Annotated in this window: 16 protein-coding genes and 1 riboswitch; of the genes, 6 read left to right on the forward strand and 10 right to left on the reverse strand. The window is 68.0% G+C overall.

The features are described 5' to 3' along the window. Window positions 1-243: 243 nt before the first annotated feature. Window positions 244-1,563: an isocitrate lyase gene (aceA, locus tag ACTMO_RS0112570; protein ID WP_019855044.1), complete on the reverse strand. Its 1,320-nt coding sequence runs from the start codon at window positions 1,561-1,563 to the stop codon at window positions 244-246. Window positions 1,564-1,679: 116 nt separating this feature from the next. On the opposite strand from aceA, the gene ACTMO_RS0112575 reads away from it, so the two are divergent. Continuing rightward, the gene (locus tag ACTMO_RS0112575) at window positions 1,680-3,152 is read left to right on the forward strand and encodes an XRE family transcriptional regulator (protein WP_026449179.1); all 1,473 of its coding nucleotides are present in this window, start codon (window positions 1,680-1,682) and stop codon (window positions 3,150-3,152) included. A 147-nt stretch (window positions 3,153-3,299) separates the two neighbouring features. On the opposite strand, the gene lepA is transcribed toward ACTMO_RS0112575, so the two are convergent. Continuing rightward, window positions 3,300-5,153, reverse strand: coding sequence for a translation elongation factor 4 (gene lepA / locus ACTMO_RS0112580; RefSeq protein WP_019855046.1), 1,854 nt, complete (start codon window positions 5,151-5,153; stop codon window positions 3,300-3,302). Window positions 5,154-5,349: 196 nt separating this feature from the next. Further along, window positions 5,350-5,730, reverse strand: a complete 381-nt coding sequence (locus ACTMO_RS0112585; protein ID WP_019855047.1) for a VOC family protein — start codon at window positions 5,728-5,730, stop codon at window positions 5,350-5,352. A 167-nt stretch (window positions 5,731-5,897) separates the two neighbouring features. Between ACTMO_RS0112585 and ACTMO_RS0112590 the strand changes: the two genes are divergently transcribed. From ACTMO_RS0112590 to rpsT, 3 genes are all read left to right on the forward strand, one after another. Continuing rightward, window positions 5,898-6,812 (forward strand): SPFH domain-containing protein, encoded by a 915-nt coding sequence (locus tag ACTMO_RS0112590; RefSeq protein ID WP_019855048.1) that lies wholly within the window; start codon window positions 5,898-5,900, stop codon window positions 6,810-6,812. 9 nt (window positions 6,813-6,821) lie between these two features. After that, on the forward strand, window positions 6,822-7,031 hold the full coding sequence (locus ACTMO_RS0112595; RefSeq protein ID WP_019855049.1) for a type II toxin-antitoxin system antitoxin: 210 nt from the start codon (window positions 6,822-6,824) through the stop codon (window positions 7,029-7,031). A gap of 242 nt (window positions 7,032-7,273) precedes the next feature. Next, window positions 7,274-7,534 carry a 30S ribosomal protein S20 gene (gene rpsT, locus ACTMO_RS0112600; RefSeq protein ID WP_019855050.1) on the forward strand — a complete coding sequence of 87 codons (261 nt, stop codon included), beginning with the start codon at window positions 7,274-7,276 and terminating at the stop codon, window positions 7,532-7,534. Window positions 7,535-7,657: 123 nt separating this feature from the next. Here rpsT and holA read toward each other — a convergent pair whose 3' ends face one another. Continuing rightward, on the reverse strand, window positions 7,658-8,626 hold the full coding sequence (gene holA / locus ACTMO_RS0112605; RefSeq protein WP_019855051.1) for a DNA polymerase III subunit delta: 969 nt from the start codon (window positions 8,624-8,626) through the stop codon (window positions 7,658-7,660). A 106-nt stretch (window positions 8,627-8,732) separates the two neighbouring features. Continuing rightward, window positions 8,733-8,863, forward strand: a riboswitch (SAM riboswitch). 14 nt (window positions 8,864-8,877) lie between these two features. Here holA and thrC point away from each other — a divergent pair. After that, the gene (gene thrC / locus ACTMO_RS0112610; protein WP_019855052.1) at window positions 8,878-10,149 is read left to right on the forward strand and encodes a threonine synthase; all 1,272 of its coding nucleotides are present in this window, start codon (window positions 8,878-8,880) and stop codon (window positions 10,147-10,149) included. A 43-nt stretch (window positions 10,150-10,192) separates the two neighbouring features. Here thrC and ACTMO_RS0112615 read toward each other — a convergent pair whose 3' ends face one another. The 5 genes from ACTMO_RS0112615 to rsfS form a co-directional block, all read right to left on the reverse strand. Next, window positions 10,193-12,571, reverse strand: coding sequence for a ComEC/Rec2 family competence protein (locus ACTMO_RS0112615; protein ID WP_019855053.1), 2,379 nt, complete (start codon window positions 12,569-12,571; stop codon window positions 10,193-10,195). Then, window positions 12,568-13,350 (reverse strand): ComEA family DNA-binding protein, encoded by a 783-nt coding sequence (locus tag ACTMO_RS20995; RefSeq protein WP_019855054.1) that lies wholly within the window; start codon window positions 13,348-13,350, stop codon window positions 12,568-12,570. The genes ACTMO_RS0112615 and ACTMO_RS20995 overlap by 4 nt, the downstream gene beginning before the upstream one ends. 118 nt (window positions 13,351-13,468) lie before the next feature. Then, the gene (locus ACTMO_RS0112625) at window positions 13,469-14,359 is read right to left on the reverse strand and encodes a DegV family protein (protein ID WP_019855055.1); all 891 of its coding nucleotides are present in this window, start codon (window positions 14,357-14,359) and stop codon (window positions 13,469-13,471) included. Between the two features lie 67 nt (window positions 14,360-14,426). Continuing rightward, window positions 14,427-15,041 (reverse strand): histidine phosphatase family protein, encoded by a 615-nt coding sequence (locus ACTMO_RS0112630; protein WP_019855056.1) that lies wholly within the window; start codon window positions 15,039-15,041, stop codon window positions 14,427-14,429. Beyond that, a complete protein-coding gene (gene rsfS, locus ACTMO_RS0112635; protein WP_033401925.1) occupies window positions 15,038-15,448 on the reverse strand; it encodes a ribosome silencing factor in 411 nt (136 codons plus the stop codon). Before rsfS ends, ACTMO_RS0112630 begins: the two co-directional genes overlap by 4 nt. Before the next feature lie 576 nt (window positions 15,449-16,024). Here rsfS and ACTMO_RS22950 point away from each other — a divergent pair. After that, on the forward strand, window positions 16,025-16,663 hold the full coding sequence (locus ACTMO_RS22950) for a hypothetical protein (protein ID WP_157062875.1): 639 nt from the start codon (window positions 16,025-16,027) through the stop codon (window positions 16,661-16,663). Between the two features lie 784 nt (window positions 16,664-17,447). Here ACTMO_RS22950 and nadD read toward each other — a convergent pair. Next, complete coding sequence (gene nadD / locus ACTMO_RS0112640) at window positions 17,448-18,071, reverse strand: nicotinate-nucleotide adenylyltransferase (protein WP_026449181.1); 624 nt, start codon at window positions 18,069-18,071, stop codon at window positions 17,448-17,450. Window positions 18,072-18,130: the final 59 nt, after the last annotated feature.

The following is an 18,130-nucleotide window of genomic DNA, read 5'->3' on the forward strand; positions in this document are numbered from 1 at the left end:
GGTTCCCGCCCACTCGCACCATCGCGATCATCACACCCCGCCACAGGGCCGCTGGTGCGTCTGGGTGAACACCCCCGCAGGAGTGGAGTGCTCACGGTCGTGGGAGCTGGTGTGCACCTCCTTCTTCCGACGGTCGGACCGCGCCGAAACCGGGGATCCCGCGCGGCCCGGCGCATCCGGGTCCTCGGGACGGCGCCGCGGCCCCGTCCCGCACGACGTTGCGCCCGGTTGCCGACAACCGACTCAGAACTGGGCCGTCTCGGTGGAACCGGCCAGGGCGGTGGTCGAGGAGTCCGGGTTCACCGCCATGCTGATCTGGTCGAAGTAGCCGGTGCCCGCCTCCCGCTGGTGCTTGGTGGCGGTGTAGCCGTCCTTCTCGGCGGCGAACTCCCGGTCCTGCAGGTCGACGTAGGCGCTCATGTCCTCGGAGGCGTAGTTCTTCGCCAGGTCGAACATGCTGTAGTTCAGCGCGTGGAAGCCGGCCAGGGTGATGAACTGGAACTTGTAGCCCATCTGGCCGAGCTCACGCTGGAACTTGGCGATGGTGCTGTCGTCCAGGTTCTTGCGCCAGTTGAACGAGGGCGAGCAGTTGTAGGCCAGCATCTTGTCCGGGTACTGGGCCTTGATCGCCTCGGCGAACCTCTTGGCCACGTCCAGGTCCGGAGTCGAGGTCTCCATCCAGATCAGGTCGGCGTAGGGCGCGTAGGCGAGCCCGCGCTCGATGCACGGCTCGATGCCGTTGTTGACCTTGTAGAAGCCCTCGGAGGTGCGCTCACCGGTGACGAACTTCTGGTCCCGCTCGTCGACGTCGCTGGTCAACAGCGTGGCGGCCTGGGCGTCGGTCCGCGCGACCACCAGAGTGGGCACCCCGGCGACGTCGGCGGCCAGCCGGGCCGAGTTGAGCGTCTTGACGTGCTGGCTGGTGGGGATGAGCACCTTGCCGCCGAGGTGGCCGCACTTCTTCTCGGAGGCGAGCTGGTCCTCCCAGTGCACACCGGCGGCGCCGGCCTGGATCATGCCCTTCATCAGCTCGTAGGCGTTGAGCACACCGCCGAAACCGGCCTCGGCGTCGGCGACGATCGGGGCCAGCCAGTGCCGGTCCTCCTGCTCCACCTCGGTGGCCTCGGCGTCCAGCGCCTCGGCCCAGGCGACCTGGTCGGCCCGCTTGAGCGCGTTGTTGATGCGCCGGACCACCTGGGGAACGGAGTTCGCGGGGTACAGGCTCTGGTCCGGATAGGTCTCGCCGGCCAGGTTGGCGTCGGCGGCGACCTGCCAGCCGGACAGGTAGATCGCCTGCAGTCCGGCGCGGACCTGCTGGACCGCCTGGTTACCGGTCAGCGCTCCGAGGGCGTGGATGTAGTCGTTCTCGTGCAGCAGCTTCCACAGCCGCTCGGCTCCCTGCCGAGCCAGTGTGTGCTCCTCCTGGACGGAGCCACGGAGACGGATGACGTCGGCGGCCGAGTAGCTGCGCTCGACCCCCTTCCAGCGGGGGTTGGTCTCCCAGTCGCGCCGGAGTTCCTCGGCTGCCTGGAGGGCCTGTTCGCGGGTGCCGGGCTGAGGCATGGTGTGTCCCTTTCGATCGCTTGCGGCCTGCTACTGACCAGTATTGGTACCTCACCAAGAAAAAACGAGGAGCTATCAAGACAAAATTTTGGATTTTTTCTGTTACAGTGAAGCTCATGTCGGAGTTCACGGACGACTCGGAGAAAGAAAGCGGCACGTTCTCCACCGAGCAGGACCTGCTGGTGTTCGGGCAGCGCCTGCGCCACATGCGCAAGGCGGCCGGACTCACCCTTTCCGAGCTGGGAAAACGCGTCGACCGCGCTCCCTCGCAGCTCTCGCTGCTGGAGAACGGCCACCGCGAGCCCAAGCTCTCGTTACTCAGGTCACTCGCCGCGGCACTGGGCAGCTCGGTCGACGAGCTGATGTCCAAGAAACCACCGAACCGTCGGGCCGAGCTGGAGATCGCCGTCGAACAGGCCCAACTGGACCCGCTCTACCAGCAGCTCGACGTGCCGCCGCTGAAGATCAGCAAACGCGTCCCCACCGAAGTCCTGGAGCACGTGCTCGCGCTCTACGAGGAACTCCGACGCCGGGAGACCAAACGCGTGGCCACCCCGGAAGAGGCCCGGGCCGCCAACGCGGAACTACGCGCCATGATGCGCGAACACGGAAACTACTTCCCCGAGATCGAGAAGTCCGCCGGCCGGATACTCCACCGGGTCGGCTACCACGGTGGGCCGCTCTCCGAGGGACTGATCCAGTCCATCGCCACCCATCTCGGTTACGGGCTGCGGTTCGTCACCGACCTGCCCCGCTCGGTCCGCTCCGTCACCGACCTGCGGCACAAGCGGATCTTCCTGCGCCGGGAGTCGCTGGGCATGCACAGCCCCCGCACCATCCTGCTCCAGACCCTGGGGCATCTCACCCTCGGCCACCGCCAGCCCCGCGACTTCGCCGACTTCCTGCGGCAACGCGTGGAGGCGAACTACTTCGCCGCCGCCGTGCTGATCCCGGAGGCCCCGGCCGTGGAGTACCTGCGGCAGGCCAAGGCGGAACGCGACCTCGCCGTGGAGGACCTGCGCGACGTCTTCTCCGTGTCCTACGAGATGGCCGCCCACCGTTTCACCAATCTGGCCACCCAGTACCTGGACCTGGTGTGCCACTTCGTCCGCAACGACGAAACCGGCATCATCTACAAGGCCTACGCCAACGACGGCCTGGAGTTCCCGGCCGATCCCACCGGAGCGATCGAGGGCCAACGGATGTGCCGGTACTGGGCGGGCAGGCAGGTGTTCTCCTCACCGGACCGGTACTCCACCTACTACCAGTACACCGACAAACCGGGAGCCACCCACTGGTGCGTCGCCCACGTCGACCCCAGTCGGGGACGGGACTTCGCCATCACCCTGGGTGTTCCCTACACCGAGTCCCGATGGTTCCGCGGACGGGAGACCACCAACCACTCGAAGTCCGGCTGTCCGCACGGGGAGTGCTGTCAACGTCCCCCCGCCGAACTCGCCAACCGCTGGCAGGGCATGGTCTGGCCCTCGGCCCGGGCCCACTCCCACGTGCTCTCCGCGCTGCCCTCGGACACCTTCCCGGGTGTGGACGAGGCCGACGTCTACGCCTTCCTGGAAGCCCACGAGTAGGAAGTCGATCCCGTCGGTGCGTGGGCCGGAGGGTCTCGCGGTCCAGTGGACACGGTGCGGGCGCTCGACCGCCCCACCACACCACCGCGAGGCCCGCCTCACGTGCCGGTGCGGCTCACGGGCGCGGTCGCCGCGAAACCCCAGGGGTTACTTCTTGCCCTTGGACGACTCGTCCTTGGCACCCTCGTCGGTGGACAGCGCGGCCACGAACGCCTCCTGCGGCACCTCGACGCGGCCGACCGTCTTCATCTTCTTCTTGCCTTCCTTCTGCTTCTCCAGCAGCTTGCGCTTCCGACTGATGTCGCCGCCGTAGCACTTGGCGAGCACGTCCTTGCGCATGGCCCGGATCGTCTCGCGGGCGATGATCCGCGATCCCACGGCGGCCTGGATCGGCACCTCGAACTGCTGGCGGGGGATGAGCTCCCGCAGCTTGGAGGCCATCCTGGTGCCGTAGGCGTAGGCGTTGTCCTTGTGCACGATCGCGCTGAACGCGTCCACCGCCTCGTGCTGCAACAGGATGTCCACCTTGACCAGGTCCGCGGCCTGGGTTCCCGACTCCTCGTAGTCCATGGAGGCATACCCCCGGGTGCGGGACTTGAGGTGGTCGAAGAAGTCGAACACGATCTCGGCCAGCGGCATGGTGTAGCGCAGCTCGACCCGGCTCTCGGAGAGATAGTCCATGCTGTCGAGCCGTCCCCGCCGCGCCTGGCACAGCTCCATGATCGCACCGACGAACTCCGAGGGAGCGATGATCGTGCACTTGGCGATCGGCTCACGGACCTCGGCGATCTTGGCCTCCGGCCAGTCGGAGGGATTGGTCACCTCGACTTCGGTGCCGTCCTGCAGGGTGATCCCGTAGACCACGTTCGGGGCCGTGGAGATCAGGTTGAGCCCGAACTCCCGTTCCAGGCGGGCCCGGGTGATCTCCAGGTGCAGCAGCCCCAGGAACCCGCAGCGGAAACCGAACCCGAGCGCCCCGGAGGTCTCGGGCTCGTAGGTCAGCGCGGCGTCGTTGAGCAACAGCTTGTCCAGGGCGTCCCGCAGGACCGGGTAGTCCGAGCCCTCCATGGGGTAGAGCCCGGAGTAGACCATCGGGATCGGATCGCGGTAGCCGGGCAGCGGTTCCTCCGCACCCCCCTTGGCCAGGGTGATCGTGTCACCGACCCGGGACTGGCGAACGTCCTTCACCCCCGTGATCAGGTAGCCGACCTCCCCCACTCCCAGCCCCTCGGAGGGCTTCTGTTCCGGAGAGATGATCCCCACCTCGAGCAGCTCGTGCGTGGCGCCGGTGGACATCATCCGGATCTTCTCCCTCGGGGAGATCCTGCCGTCGACGACACGGATGTAGGTGATCACTCCCCGGTAGGTGTCGTAGACCGAGTCGAAGATCATCGCACGGGCGGGGGAGTTCTGTTCTCCCTCCGGCGGGGGCACGTTGAGCACGACCGCGTCGAGAACATCGGCCACGCCCTCACCGCTCTTGGCCGAGACCCGCAGCACGTCGGACTCGGAGCAACCGATGATGTGGGCGAGCTCGGAGGCGTAGCGGTCCGGCTCCGCGGCGGGCAGGTCGATCTTGTTGAGCACGGGGATGATCTCCAGGTCGTGCTCCATGGCCAGGTAGAGGTTGGCCAGGGTCTGGGCCTCGATTCCCTGTGCCGCGTCGACCAGCAGGATCGCTCCCTCACAGGCCGCCAGGGAGCGACTGACCTCGTAGGTGAAGTCCACGTGTCCCGGCGTGTCGATCAGGTGCAGCACGTAGTCCTCGCCGTCGAGCTGCCACGGCAGCCGCACGTTCTGCGACTTGATGGTGATGCCGCGTTCACGTTCCAGGTCCATCCGGTCCAGGTACTGGTCCCGGTACGCGCGCTCGTCGAGCACCTCGGTGAGCTGCAACACCCGGTCGGCCAGGGTCGACTTGCCGTGATCGATGTGGGCGATGATGCAGAAGTTCCTGATGCGTTCAGGAGAGGTGAAGGTCGTGTCTGCGAAGGTGCTCACTGAAGTCTTCCTCGCGGGATGTCGACTCGCGTACGGGCGGGCTTTTGCTCCCCATCGTCCCACGAAAGTTCCGGATGTCCGATGCCAGCTCCGGAAAAGACCACCTCGTGAGGTCCGCGGTGCCCGACACGCCGCGCCGGAACCGCTCCCGGAGGGCCACTCCAGCCGACGACAGGTCGCGGTCCGGACCTCCCGCTCAGCCCGCTCGCGTGTCGGCACGCAGCGGGTGCTCGGGCGGCACCTGCACCAGCACGATCCGCATCCCGTCCGGATCGGCGACGGTTCCCTCGATCAACCCCCAGGGTTGGCGCACGGGCTCGGCAAGCACCTCCACCCCACGTCCGCGCAGCTCGTCGACGGTCTCGACCACGTCGCGCACCTGCAACCACAGCATCTGGTCCTCGCTGGGACCGGCACCGCCGCTGCCGGAGACCTCCAGCAGACCCTGACCGAGGAAGAACACCGTGCCGCCGGGGAACTCGCGGTGGATCGCCAGTCCGAGCGTGTCCCGGTAGAAGCGTACCGAACGGTCGTGGTCGCCGGGCCGCAGAATCATCCTGCTGCTGAGTACCTCCATGTCCCCGTCCTACCCGATCGCGGCCGGATCCGCCGAACGGTCGCCGGACACCGGCGATCCGTCCCCGGCGACGGGGATCCTTCGTGTCCGAAGGTTTGCTCCCCAACCAAAAAGTGATATCACTATGATGTCTTGTGGACACCGAAAAAACGAGCGAGGAGGTCCCGATGAGCACCGAGAGCACCGACACGGACGTGGCGATGCCGCAACCGGAGATCCGGGAACACCCCGCGCACCGAGTCCCGGGGCTTCCGATACTCGGGCTGGGCATCCTGCTGCTGGTCGTGGCCACGGCACTGATCGTTTCCGGCATCGCGAGCTCCACCTGGTGGATACTCGTGACGGGACTCCTGCTGGGGATCCTCACCCTGGTGGGATTCGCGGGGTTCGTGGCCGTCTCACCCGGCGAGGCGCGGGTGCTGCAGTTCCTCGGCCGCTACACCGGCACCCTGCGTCCTACCGGGTTGCAGTGGGTCAACCCGTTCACCACGCGGGAACGCATCTCCACCCGGATCCGCAACCACGAGACCAGCGTGATGAAGGTCAACGACGCCGAGGGCAACCCCATCGAGATCGCCGCCGTGGTGGTCTGGCAGGTGGACGACACCGCGCAGGCCTCCTTCGGCGTCGACGACTTCGTCGAGTTCGTCGAGACCCAGGCCGAGACGGCGGTGCGACACATCGCCACCAGTTACGCCTACGACAGCCGGGGACAACGGGAACTCTCACTGCGGGAGAACGCCCAGGAGATCACCGCCAAGCTGTCCAAGGAGATCTCCGAACGGGTGTACTCGGCCGGAGTGAAGGTCATCGAGTCCAGGATCACCCACCTCGCCTACGCCCCGGAGATCGCACAGTCGATGCTGCAACGCCAGCAGGCCGACGCGGTCGTGGCCGCACGGCAGCGCATCGTCGAGGGCGCGGTGAGTATGGTCGAGTCCGCCCTCGGACAACTGGCCGAGGACCAGGTCGTCGAGCTGGACGAGGAGCGCAGGGCGTCTATGGTCAGCAATCTGCTGGTCGTACTGTGTGGTGACAAGGCGACCCAACCGGTGGTCAACACCGGCTCGCTGTACCAGTGAGGAACTCAGGTGGCCTCCCGCAAGAGCTTCCTGCTCCGGCTGGATCCGGCAGTGCACGACGCGCTCGCCCGCTGGGCGGCGGACGAGCTGCGCAGCACGAACGCGCAGATGGAGTTCCTGCTGCGCAAGGCACTGCAGGAGGCGGGCAGACTGCCCAGCGAAACCACGCGACAACGTGGCAGGGGAAGACCCCGCAAGGACGAACTCCCCCCGGACTGAGCGGGCCCCGCGCCCCATGCCCGTGGAGACGGGCTCGTACACGAGTCGGACACCGAGCCGACGGAGGCCACGCGCGGGGGGTCGGGAGCCCGTTGCTACCATGGCCGACCGCACCGCGTGGCAGTTCCGACGTGGAGGAAGGCCGCCCGCTCCCGGTCGCACCGGGACGAGAACCTCGTGAGGTGGGGCGGCGCCGTTCGAACGCGGTAGCACACTCCGGTCGATCAGAAAGAGGCGTACCAGTGGCCAACATCAAGTCTTCCAAGAAACGCATCCTGATCAACGAGCGCAACCGCCGGCGCAACAAGGCGGTCAAGACCTCGGTCAAGTCCGCGATGCGCAGGTTCCGTGAGGCCGCTGCCGCCGGCGACAGGGAGAAGGCCGCCGAGATGGAGCGGGCCGCGAGCCGCGCGCTGGACAAGGCGGCCAAGAAGGGCGTCATCCACCGCAACCAGGCGGCCAACAAGAAGTCCTCGATGGCCCGGCAGCTGAACCAGCTCTGAGGCCCCTCGCACCGCTCTCCAGGGGCGAGCCCGTCCCGGTGACGGCCCGGCCCGGCGCGGGCGAAGCGACTTCCCCACCGGCGGACCTCCCCACTCGGCGCGGAGGTCCGCCGGTTCGTGGGGTCACCGCGCACGCAGTTCGACCAACCCGAGCACCGCCCGTTCCAGGGCGTAGTCGGCATCGGCCGCCTGTCCCTTCACCTGCCCGTTCAGCTCGGCCACCAGCCCCATGGCGCTGGTGACACCGGCCCGGTTCCACCCTCGTGCCTGGGACTGGGCCTTCTTGACCTTCCAGGGGGGCATGCCGAGTTCCTTGGCCAGCCGGTACTGGTCCCCTCCTCCGGCGCTCGCGACCCGACCGATGGTGCGCACCGCGTCCGCCAGGGCGTCGGCGATCAACACGTGCGGCACCCCCAGCCGCAGCGCCCAGCGCAGCGCCTCCAGTGCCCCGGCACGGTCCCCCATGACCGCTTTCTCCGCCACGACGAAACCGGTCACCTCGGCCTTGCCCTGGTGGTAGCGCCGCACCGCCGCCTCGTCCACCTTCCCGTCGGTGTCGGCGACCAACTGCGACACCGAGGAGGCCAACTCACGCAGATCGTTGCCCACGGTCTCCAGCAACGCGCTCACCGCGGCGGGTTCGATCCGTCCCCCGCAACGGCTCGCCTCGGCCTTCACGAAGCTCTCCCGCTCGGAAGGACGCGTGAGCCGGGGACACTCGGTCACCGTGGCACCGAGCTTCCGTAGGGTGGCGGGAAGTTCCTTGGCCTGTTTGGCACGCCCACCGCCGTTGTGCAGCACGAGGAGAACCACTCCCTCGGCGGGCGCACGCGCGTGGGAGAGCACCGCCTCGGCGATCTCCTTGCCCGCCTCCTGGGCCGCCTCCAGTGCCACGACACGCCCCTCGGAGAACAACGAGGGACTGAGCATCTCGTCGAGTTCGGGAGGAGTGAGTTCACTCACCCTCGCCCGGCGGAGCTCGGTACCGGGATCACTCTCCCGCGCGGCGGCGAGGGTTTCGGAAACGGCACGCTCCACCAGCAGTTCCTCTTCGCCGACCACGAGATGCAACGACGCCGGTGCCGGATTCATGCCCCCATTCTCGCACCGGGCCGGGCTCCCCCCTCCCGTCCCGGATGCTGGATCACAGTGGTCGGATCACGGGCTCATGCCGTAGCGTTGCCCGCACAACATGGATAGCTCATCCAGAGGGGCAGAGGGAACGGCCCTGTGAAGCCCCGGCAACCGGCGTCGCCTGTCGTGATCACGAGCGCGAGGCAGACGACGCAAGTGGTGCCAATTCCGACCCGCCAGCGGGACAGATGAGGGGAAAGGACCTCGCGATGACAGCTGCCGCCCGAACACAGGCCGACACGTCGAACCGGAAACTCGACCTGGGACCGGCCGCGGAACTGGTTTCGAAGGAGGAGGGCCACCGGCAACCCCTGGCCCCCGAGTTCGTCTCCCTGGAGGACTTCTCTCCGCTGGAAGTCACCTACGACTTCGGTCGGGTCCGCCGTGAGGACATCGAATCCGGGCCCCGTTCGATCTGGCGGTACAAGAAACTGCTGCCCGTTCCGTCCGATGTGGAACGGCACCCGAACACCGACCCCGGTTGTACCCGGCTCATACGCGCCGACGCCCTGGCCGAGGCGCTCGGTGTCAAACGTATCTGGGTCAAGGACGACACCGGAAACCCCACGCACTCCTTCAAGGACCGGGTGGTGGCCGTCGCCCTGGCCGCCGCCCGCGAGTTCGGCTTCAAGGTCCTCGCCTGCCCGTCCACCGGCAACCTGGCCAACGCGGTGGGAGCGGCAGCGGCCCGGGCAGGCTGGGACTCGGTGGTCCTGGTGCCCTCTTCGCTCGAACGGGCGAAGGTGCTCATGACGGCCGTGTACGACGGCTCGCTGTTGGCCGTGGACGGCAACTACGACGACGTGAACAGGCTGGCCACCGAACTCGCCGGTGAGCACGAGGACTGGGCGTTCGTGAACGTCAACGTCCGTCCGTACTACTCGGAGGGCTCCAAGACCCTCGCCTTCGAGGTCGCCGAACAGCTCGGATGGCGTCTTCCCGAACAGGTGGTCGTGCCGATCGCCTCCGGCTCCCAGCTCACCAAGGTCGACAAGGGCTTCCGGGAACTCGGCGAGGTGGGACTGGTGGAACCCAGTCCGTACCGGCTCTTCGGCGCCCAGGCCTCCGGGTGCTCCCCGGTGGCCAACGCCTACAAGGAGGGCCAGGACGTGGTCCAGCCGGTTCGGCCGGACACCATCGCGCGTTCGTTGGCCATCGGTGCTCCCGCGGACGGGCCGTACGTGTTGGACACCGTGCGTCGTACGAACGGGGCCGTCGAGGACGTCAGCGACGAGGAGGTCGTGGAGGGCATCCGGCTGCTGGCCCGCACCGAGGGCATCTTCGCCGAGACCGCGGGTGGGGTCACCGTCGCCACGGCCAAGAAGCTGATCGAGGCCGGGCAGATCGACCCCGACGCCGAGACGGTGCTGCTCATCACCGGTGACGGTCTCAAGACGATGGACTCGTTGCAGGAGCACATCGGGCCGAAGGCCACCGTGGCCCCCACCACCGAGGCCGTGGACCGGGCCCTGAACGACTGATCCGCGCCACGGACACCACGTCGGGTTGTGCCCCGGCGTGGTGTCACCGCCGGCGCACCGGGCTTCCCGAAGAGACCACGGTCATCTCCTCCGCTGTTCCGAGCACGGCGACCGTCCCACTCCGGTCCGTACGCCGTACCAACACCCCCGTGGCGCGCAGGGTGTCGAGCACGGTGGCGCTCGGGTGCCCGTAGTCGTTGTCGCTGCCCACACTGACCAGGGCCAACCGTGGATCCACCGTCCGCAGGAACTTCTCACTCGTGTACCGCGAGCCGTGATGGGGAACCTTCAGGATCTCCGCGCGCAGGGCTTCCCCGTCGTCGAGCAGCCTGCGCTGGGCACGCAGCTCGATGTCACCGGTCAACAACACCCTCCCCACCCGGGTGGTGGCCCTCAGCACCACCGAGGAGTCGTTGACCCTCCTTCCGGGCGCGACTCCGGTGTCGCCCTCCGGGGCGAGCACCCGCACCCCCAGCCCGGGCCAGCTCCACCGTTGTCCGCCCGCCAGGCGCACCACCCGCGCCCCGGCCGAACGCACTCGCCCGAGTACGTCGGTGTCCGCCCAGCTCCGCTGTCGGGCGAGGCCCACCCGTTCGACCTCACGACCGGCGAACACTCCGGCCAGCCCGGCGAAGTGATCGTCGTGCGGGTGGGTGAGCACCAACAGCGGGACACGGTGCACCCCGAGACGGTCCAGACACTCGTCGATCAGCTCCGCCGAGGGACCGGTGTCCACCACCACGGCGGTCCCACTCCGCGAGGTGGCCAACACCAACCCGTCGCCCTGTCCCACGTCACAGGCCACCACCCCCCAGGAGTCGCGGGGCGGCCAGGGCCGCCGCACGGCCACCGGGCCGAGCAGCACCACGACCAACGAAAGCACCAGGACCACCACGGTCCAGGGACGGAACCGTCCGAAACGGACCACCAGCCACAGCACGAGCACCGCGACCGTGAACACGGCAGCTCCGGTGAGCCCACCGGGAAGCGGCACCGTGGCCGTGGGAAGACCGCCCGCCTGGCGGGCGACCAGCAGGATCCACTCCAGAGCCGGCGCCGCGGCCAGGGTGAGGACCTCCCCCAACCACGGGAACCAGGGACTCGTCACCGTGGCCAACACCCCCAGCACGGTCGCCGGAGCCACCATCGGCTCGGTCACCATGTTGGCCAGCACTCCCACCAGGCTGAACTCACCGGACAGGGCCACCACGGCCGGACCCGTGGCCACCTGGGCGGCAGCGGGCACGGCGAGCACCTCGGCGAAGCCACGCGGCACGCCCCGGGCACGCAGCCATCCCGACCAGCGGGGAGCCAGCAGAACCAGCGCGGCCGTGGCGGCCACCGACAACACGAACCCGGGGCTGACGGACAGCCGGGGAACCGCCACCAGCAGCACGATCACGCTCGTCGCCAGGGAGGGCAACGCCTGTCCCCGCCTGCCCAGCAGCAGCGCCAGCAGACCGATGCCCCCCATCACAGCCGCACGCAGCACGCTCGGTTCCCCTCCCGCCAGGACGACGAAACCGAGCAGCGCTCCCGCCGCACCTGAGGCGGCGACGACCGGTGGCGCCCGGACCGAGCGCAACAACACCAGCGCGGCACCGCAGACGATGGCGAGGTTGGCCCCGGACACGGCGGTGAGATGGGTCAGTCCGGCGTCCCGGAAATCCTCGCGCACCGTGGCGGGCAGACCGCCGGTGTCCCCCACCACCAGCCCGGGAAGCAGTCCGGCCGCTTCCGGTCCGAGCGAGCTCGAACTCGCGCGTCGCAGTCCCGCGCGGAGGTTCTCCGCCACCCGCTGGGACAGCGGTGGAGGCGTCACGTTCCCCGGAGGCTGGTGCACCGCCAGCACCGCCACCAGCGGATCCCGGCCGTGCGGGGGCAGCACGGCTGCCGTGGTCCCGATCCGCTGTCCCCGCAACAGTCCCTGCCACGAGGAACCCGGAACCAGTAGCAGCACGTCCCCGCTCGTGGAGTACCAGTGTTCGTCGGCCCGAAAGGCACGTAGCCGGGCACGGACCACGGCCCTCTTCCCCGCCGGACGTCCCTTTTCCGGGGCGGCGGCGGTGGGGGTGGGGCGCTCGGTGAGTTCCACGCGGACCTGCACGCTGTCGGTTCGTCGCCCCACCGCGCGCAGTTCGTGCCCGTCGAGGTGGCGGAGCCGGACGGCCAGCCCGAACGCCGTGGTGGTGACCAACACGGCCAGCAGGACGGCTCCGTTCACCCACCGTCCTCGCGGAGAGGAGACCACCGAGGAGACGACGAGCAGAGCTCCCAGCGCCGCCAGCACCGCCGCCGTCGGCCAACCGAAGTGCAGACAGACCACTGTGGTGGCCCAGCTACCCACGGCTCCGGGGACCAGTCGGAAGTCGAGTGTGGACGAGGTCTCCGCCGAGGAGACGAACGCCCGCGCCGTGCTCACGCCCGAACCAGCTCACGCAACCTGGCGAGTGTGGCCGGTCCGATACCGTCCACCTCCCGCAGCTGTTCCACGGAGGCGAACGGCCCGTGCTCGGCACGCCACCGGAGTATGCTGTCGGCGGTGACCGGTCCCACGCCGGGAAGTTCCCGCAGTTCCCGTTCCCCCGCTTCGTTGAGGTCGACGGTGGAGCGCTCCGTCCCCTCCGCCTTCCCGCCCGAGGACGCCTCCTCCGGAGGCTCGACCCCCACGTAGAGCTGCTCACCGTCGGAGAGCTGCCGGGCCAGGTTGAGTCCCAGCGTGTCCGTGTCCGGCAGCGGCCCACCCGCGGCCCGCAACGCCTGGGCGACCCTCGCGCCCCCGTCCAGGGTGATCAGTCCGGGCCGGTGGACCCGTCCGACGACGCTGACGACGATGCTCTCGGTGGCGGCGGTCGTGGTGGACACCGGATCCACCGTGGTCGGTTCCCGCACGGGAACCCGGGCGGGCTCGTTCCCGGAGCCCCACCCGAACGCGAACACCAGACATCCGAGCACGGCCACGGCACTCGTCCCGAGGCACCCCGCACGCCCGGGATCGGGCAGTGCCCGGCGCAGCACCCCCGCGATCCGCTCCCGCCATCCACCCGCCCGTTCGGTGGAGGCCTCGCCCTGCTCGTCCTGGTCCGAATCGGCCATCAGTTCCCGCAACCGTCGACGTGCGGGCGGCTCGGTGGCGTGCCGACCGGACTCACCGGACTCGGCGGACCGTTCGGAGCCACGGAGGGAGAAGGAGTCGGACATGGTGCGAAACTAGCCCGGCCTGGCGGAGAGGCGGAACGGACGATCCGTCCTCCTGTGCACAACAGTGCGGGTTGTGGACGAACGCTTCCCGGTCACGGGAGGTTCGGCTGCCGACTCCTCACCGGTTCCCCGCGCCGGGTGGCCTCTCCGTGTCCGGCACGTGCCATCCGCCGGGCAACACGACCACCCCCAACGCGCCGGGCCCGATGTGCGCCCCGACGGTGGGATCGATCTCGGAGACCACACAGTCGGAACACGAGGGCAGACGCCGCACCAGCGAGGAGGCCAGCTCGTTCGCCCGTCGCGGAGCCGCCAGATGCTGCACGGCCACCGCCACCCCGGGTTGCGCACCGGCGGTGGCCACGGCCAGCTCCCGCAGCCTGCTCAGGGCCCTGTTCGTGGTGCGGACCTTCTCCACGGCCTCGATCGCGCCGTCCCGCACCCGCAGCAGCGGCCTGACCGACAGCGCCGTGCCCACCAACGCCGCCGCCGAGCCGATCCGTCCACCACGACGGAGATACTCCAGCGTCCGCACCGAGAACAGCACGGCGGCACGCGAGGCGGCGCGTTCCGCCACACCGGACACCTCGGACACCGTCGCGCCGGAGCGCGCCCGTTCCGCCGCAGCCAACGCGGCGAACCCCAGCCCCATCGCCACGGAGCGGGAGTCGAGCACGTGGATCCGGACGGGATCCACCTCGCGCGCGGCGACCCGCGCCGCGTCACACGTACCGGACAGCCTTCCCGACAGGTGCACCGACAGCACGGAGTCCGCGCCCGAGCCCAGCGCCTCGCGGTACACGCGAGTGAACTCCGGAACCGTGGCACCAGCGGTACTCACCCGTCTGCCCTGTTCGAGGGCGGCGGTCAACTCGTCCGTCGCGAGAATCCTCCCGCCCCCGGCGGGGTCGTCCACCCGGGCGTGCAACGGCACCACGCGCACGCCGTGGGACTCGGCCCGCTCCGGCGGCAGACCGGCCGCCGAATCCGTGACCACGGCCGTGGTCACGGCAGAACCCACGCTCGTCCGCGCCCACCGCGGGAAGCCGCACCGGCCCCCGCCTTCGCGACCGCGGTCATTCCGGCAACCCACCGTTGTAGGTCAGCAACCGCCATCCCTGTCTGCCCACCGCGTTCCGGGACAGTACCGCCCATCGGCAGTTGCCCACCCCGCCCAGACTCGGCCACATCTCCGTGGGCCACTCCAGCAGGCTGGCGGTCAACGCGGTGATCAACCCGCCGTGTGCGCACACCAGCGCCGTTCCACCGCAGGACTCGTCGAGTTCGCGTACGACCTCACGGGCCCGTTCGGCCACCTCCACCCTGGACTCCCCTCCGGGGGGAGCCCAGGTCGGCTGGGCCCGCCAGGTTCCCATCCAGCCGGGCCAGCCGTCCTCGACCTCGGCCCCGCTGAGTCCCTGCCACTCACCGACATGGGTCTCGCGCAACCGCTTGTCCAGTCTGACTTCATGGCCGCTGACCTCGGCGAAAGCCGCCGCCGTCGCCCGCGCCCGGCGCAGGTCGGAACTCACCACCACCTCGGGGCCGAACTCGGCGACCACCGGAGCGGCCCGCTTGGCCTGCTCCAGCCCCACCTCGGTGAGTTCACTGTCCAGGTGTCCCTGAATGCGGCCGGTCACGTTGAACTCCGTCTCACCGTGCCGCCAGAGCACCAATCGCTGCAGGGTCACGCCTGGTCGTCCTCTTCGTCGCCGGTCCGGGGGAGGTTCGTCGCCGCGGTCTCCTCCTCGAACTCGATGACCGGGCAGTCCTTCCAGAGCCTCTCCAGCTCGTAGAAGGCGCGCTCCTCGGAGTGCTGAACGTGCACGACGACGTCGACGAAATCGAGCAGCACCCAGCGTCCCTCCCGAGTGCCCTCCCTACGCACGGGTTTCGTTCCCGCCGCGCGCATCTTCTCCTCGACCGACTCGACGATCGCGTCGACCTGCCGCTCGTTCGGCGCGGAGGCGATCACGAAACAGTCGGTGACCACGAGCCGGTCGGACACGTCGAGCAGGACCAGGTCCTCGGCCTTCTTGTCCGACGCGGCCCGCGCCGCTACCAGGGCCAGTTCACGGGCGTCTTCGCTGGCTGCCACATCGCTCCTCTCGGTGGTCACGTGCTGCGACCGCATACCTCGAACGAGGATAACCACTCGGTGTCCGGAACGCGGAATCCGCCGGTTTCCGGGACGCCCGACGGCGGACGAGAGGACACGCCCCGCCCGCCCCACGGAACGGTAGGGGTGTCGCCGCTCACGCGGGTCCCCACTCCGGTGCCGGTGACTGGCCGAAGCTCCGGTAGAGGCCACGTTTGCTGATGTACTGCACCTCGACTTCCCTGCCCGGGAACGACGAGACGGTGTGGCTCTCTGAACAGGCCAAACGGTGATCGTGGTTTGCCATCGTCTGCGGTCGATGGCCACCCTCGGATGTACCGGATTTGTACCGGTCGAGGCACGGAGCCACCCCATCGCACGTCTGAGCGTCCAGGCTCCATTCCCCTAGCTCATCCGGCACCGAGCCGCTCCCAGCGGGCAAATCGGGAAGTCAAGAGTCCCCTAAGTGCTCACATCGCCAGAAAAAGATACTTTTATGCACCACCAAAAGAGTTAATTTTTCTGTGTGATACCCAACTGCTTCAATTCATGCAAACTAGAAACACTTTCGCCTTTGTGGTTGATAAGAAGATCGGGAAGGTTTTCCCTTCGATAGATACGGAAGAGAGGTTGCTTGTGCTAGCAAGACTCAGAGGCTTATTCTTGGCTGGAGTTGCTTTAGTGGTGACGGTCTCCGCCGCCCCCGCTGCGAACGCTTCCACCAGCGGAGATGTCCCGACGGAGGCGAAAGTAGTCAAGGTTGTTTCTGGGGGGCCGCCATCAGCGGAAGCTGTTACTCCGGAAGAGTATGCCCAGCTTGCCGAACGAGCCGGAGACCCCCTGAGCACACAAGAGCGCGAACGTGCCATCGCGGCCGCAGGATGCTGGAGCGAGCATACGTGGTACGAAGGCCAGAACGCCTACGGCGGCGCGATATGGAGGTACAACCAGGAAGTTGGCTGGTGCGGCGATGGTATGACCATCACTGCCACCAACAAGATCAGCACCTGGGGATCGACGTATGTCCCCGGCTGGAACTACAAGGGTGAAACTAACCGGAACGTGTCCTACGGTGTTGGCTGGAACATATGGGAGGTTCGTACGCAGGGCCAGTTCTGCCTCGTCGAATACTTCAACTGCATCCAGCAGGCTAATGTCTCTATTTTCCAACAAGCACAAGCCGATGGTGGATTATACTGGGAGACATCAGGCTAACCCGCATTGAGCCGAGGAGACGAGATCCCCATGACGAGCACGGAGCTTGATACACCTCATCGAAGCAACAGGGCCATAGCGTTTCGTTATATATCGTTCACGGTCCTTGTTGGAGTAGTGTTCTGGGCATCGATCCCCTTCGGGTATGGTCCCCTACTGGTTGGACTCGTCCTGCTCGGCGCAGGGTTCTGGGGGAGACGCCGGGATCCGGGGCTGGCCCGGGTCGCTCAGATAGTCGGTGCGGCTATCGCAGTGGTCGGACTCATCATCTTCTCTGGTCTGGTCACCAATACCAGTAGTGGTAGCGACCCTCATCAGACCAAGGACCCTTACCAGGTCCCTGTTCAGCGCTGATTAACGAACAGCCTCGGAGGTATCTTCCCACGAAGAGTCCCTTTGAGACTGTTCGATTCGCACAACATCAGCAAACGACACCAGGGACAGGTACTCAACCGGCCACGGTGCCAAGCCGTACCGGTGTGCGGGTGATGAGCCTCCTCGGCGGTCCCTGCCGCCTGGGTCGCCTGCCTTCCGCTCCGCGTCCGGGGATGCCGCACGCCCAACACCGGCTTGGCCGCCGCCCAGAAAGCTGGCGGCTCTCCCACGGACGCACCAGGCAAGCAGGCAGGCGACTCCGGAAGAGGCTCCGCAACCCCTACACCCACGAGTGGCCCGAGGCGATCGAGCGCACCCGCTCACTGGTTGATTCGGCGTTGGGCTCGGCTCCCGACCGCGGAGCGACCGGGTGAGGTGATCCGAGTTGTACCCGTGTTGTACCGGATGATCATGGTCCCCACTCCGGTGCCGGTGACTGGCCGAAGCTCCGGTAGAGGCCGCGTTTGCTGATGTACTGCACGATCCCGTCCGGAACCAGGTACCAGACGGGCAGCCCGGCGGAGACCCGTTGACGGCACCCGGTGGAGGAGATCGCCATGGCGGGAATCTCCACGAGGGTGACCGATCCCCGCGGCAGGTGCTCGTCGTCGAGTGCATAACCGGGCCGGGTGACACCGATGAAATGAGCCAGGTCGAACAGGTCCTGCACCCGGTGCCAGGACAGTATCTGCTCCAACGCGTCGGCGCCGGTGATGAAGTACAACCGCGCGTCCGGATACTGGGCGTGCAGGTCGGACAGGGTGTCTATCGTGTACGTCGGGCCGCCGCGGTCTATGTCCACCCTGCTCACCGAGAACCTCGGGTTCGAGGCGGTGGCGATCACCGTCATCAGGTACCGGTCCTCGGCCGGGCTGACGTCCTCGTGCTCCTTCTGCCACGGCTGCCCGGTGGGCACGAACAGCACCTGCTCCATGCCGAACTGAGCCTGGACCTCACTCGCGGCGACGAGGTGCCCGTGATGGATGGGGTCGAAGGTTCCCCCCATGATGCCGATTCGACGAGGACGCGACATGGTGCCCCAGCCTAACCCGCCGTGACACGCCACCGGAGGGGCAGGCGCCCGCCCGGTGA

Source organism: Actinopolyspora mortivallis DSM 44261, from assembly GCF_000384035.1.
Taxonomy (GTDB): Bacteria; Actinomycetota; Actinomycetes; order Mycobacteriales; family Pseudonocardiaceae; genus Actinopolyspora; species Actinopolyspora mortivallis.

Coding starts and splice junctions, on each gene's coding strand:
- ACTMO_RS20995 (WP_019855054.1), bottom strand. CDS start 13,350: ATGTCCGACTCCTTCTCCCTCCGTGGCTCCGAACGGTCCGCCGAGTCC.
- nadD (WP_026449181.1), bottom strand. CDS start 18,071: ATGTCGCGTCCTCGTCGAATCGGCATCATGGGGGGAACCTTCGACCCC.
- ACTMO_RS0112590 (WP_019855048.1), top strand. CDS start 5,898: ATGAGCACCGAGAGCACCGACACGGACGTGGCGATGCCGCAACCGGAG.
- ACTMO_RS0112575 (WP_026449179.1), top strand. CDS start 1,680: ATGTCGGAGTTCACGGACGACTCGGAGAAAGAAAGCGGCACGTTCTCC.
- holA (WP_019855051.1), bottom strand. CDS start 8,626: ATGAATCCGGCACCGGCGTCGTTGCATCTCGTGGTCGGCGAAGAGGAA.
- thrC (WP_019855052.1), top strand. CDS start 8,878: ATGACAGCTGCCGCCCGAACACAGGCCGACACGTCGAACCGGAAACTC.
- aceA (WP_019855044.1), bottom strand. CDS start 1,563: ATGCCTCAGCCCGGCACCCGCGAACAGGCCCTCCAGGCAGCCGAGGAA.
- ACTMO_RS0112585 (WP_019855047.1), bottom strand. CDS start 5,730: ATGGAGGTACTCAGCAGCAGGATGATTCTGCGGCCCGGCGACCACGAC.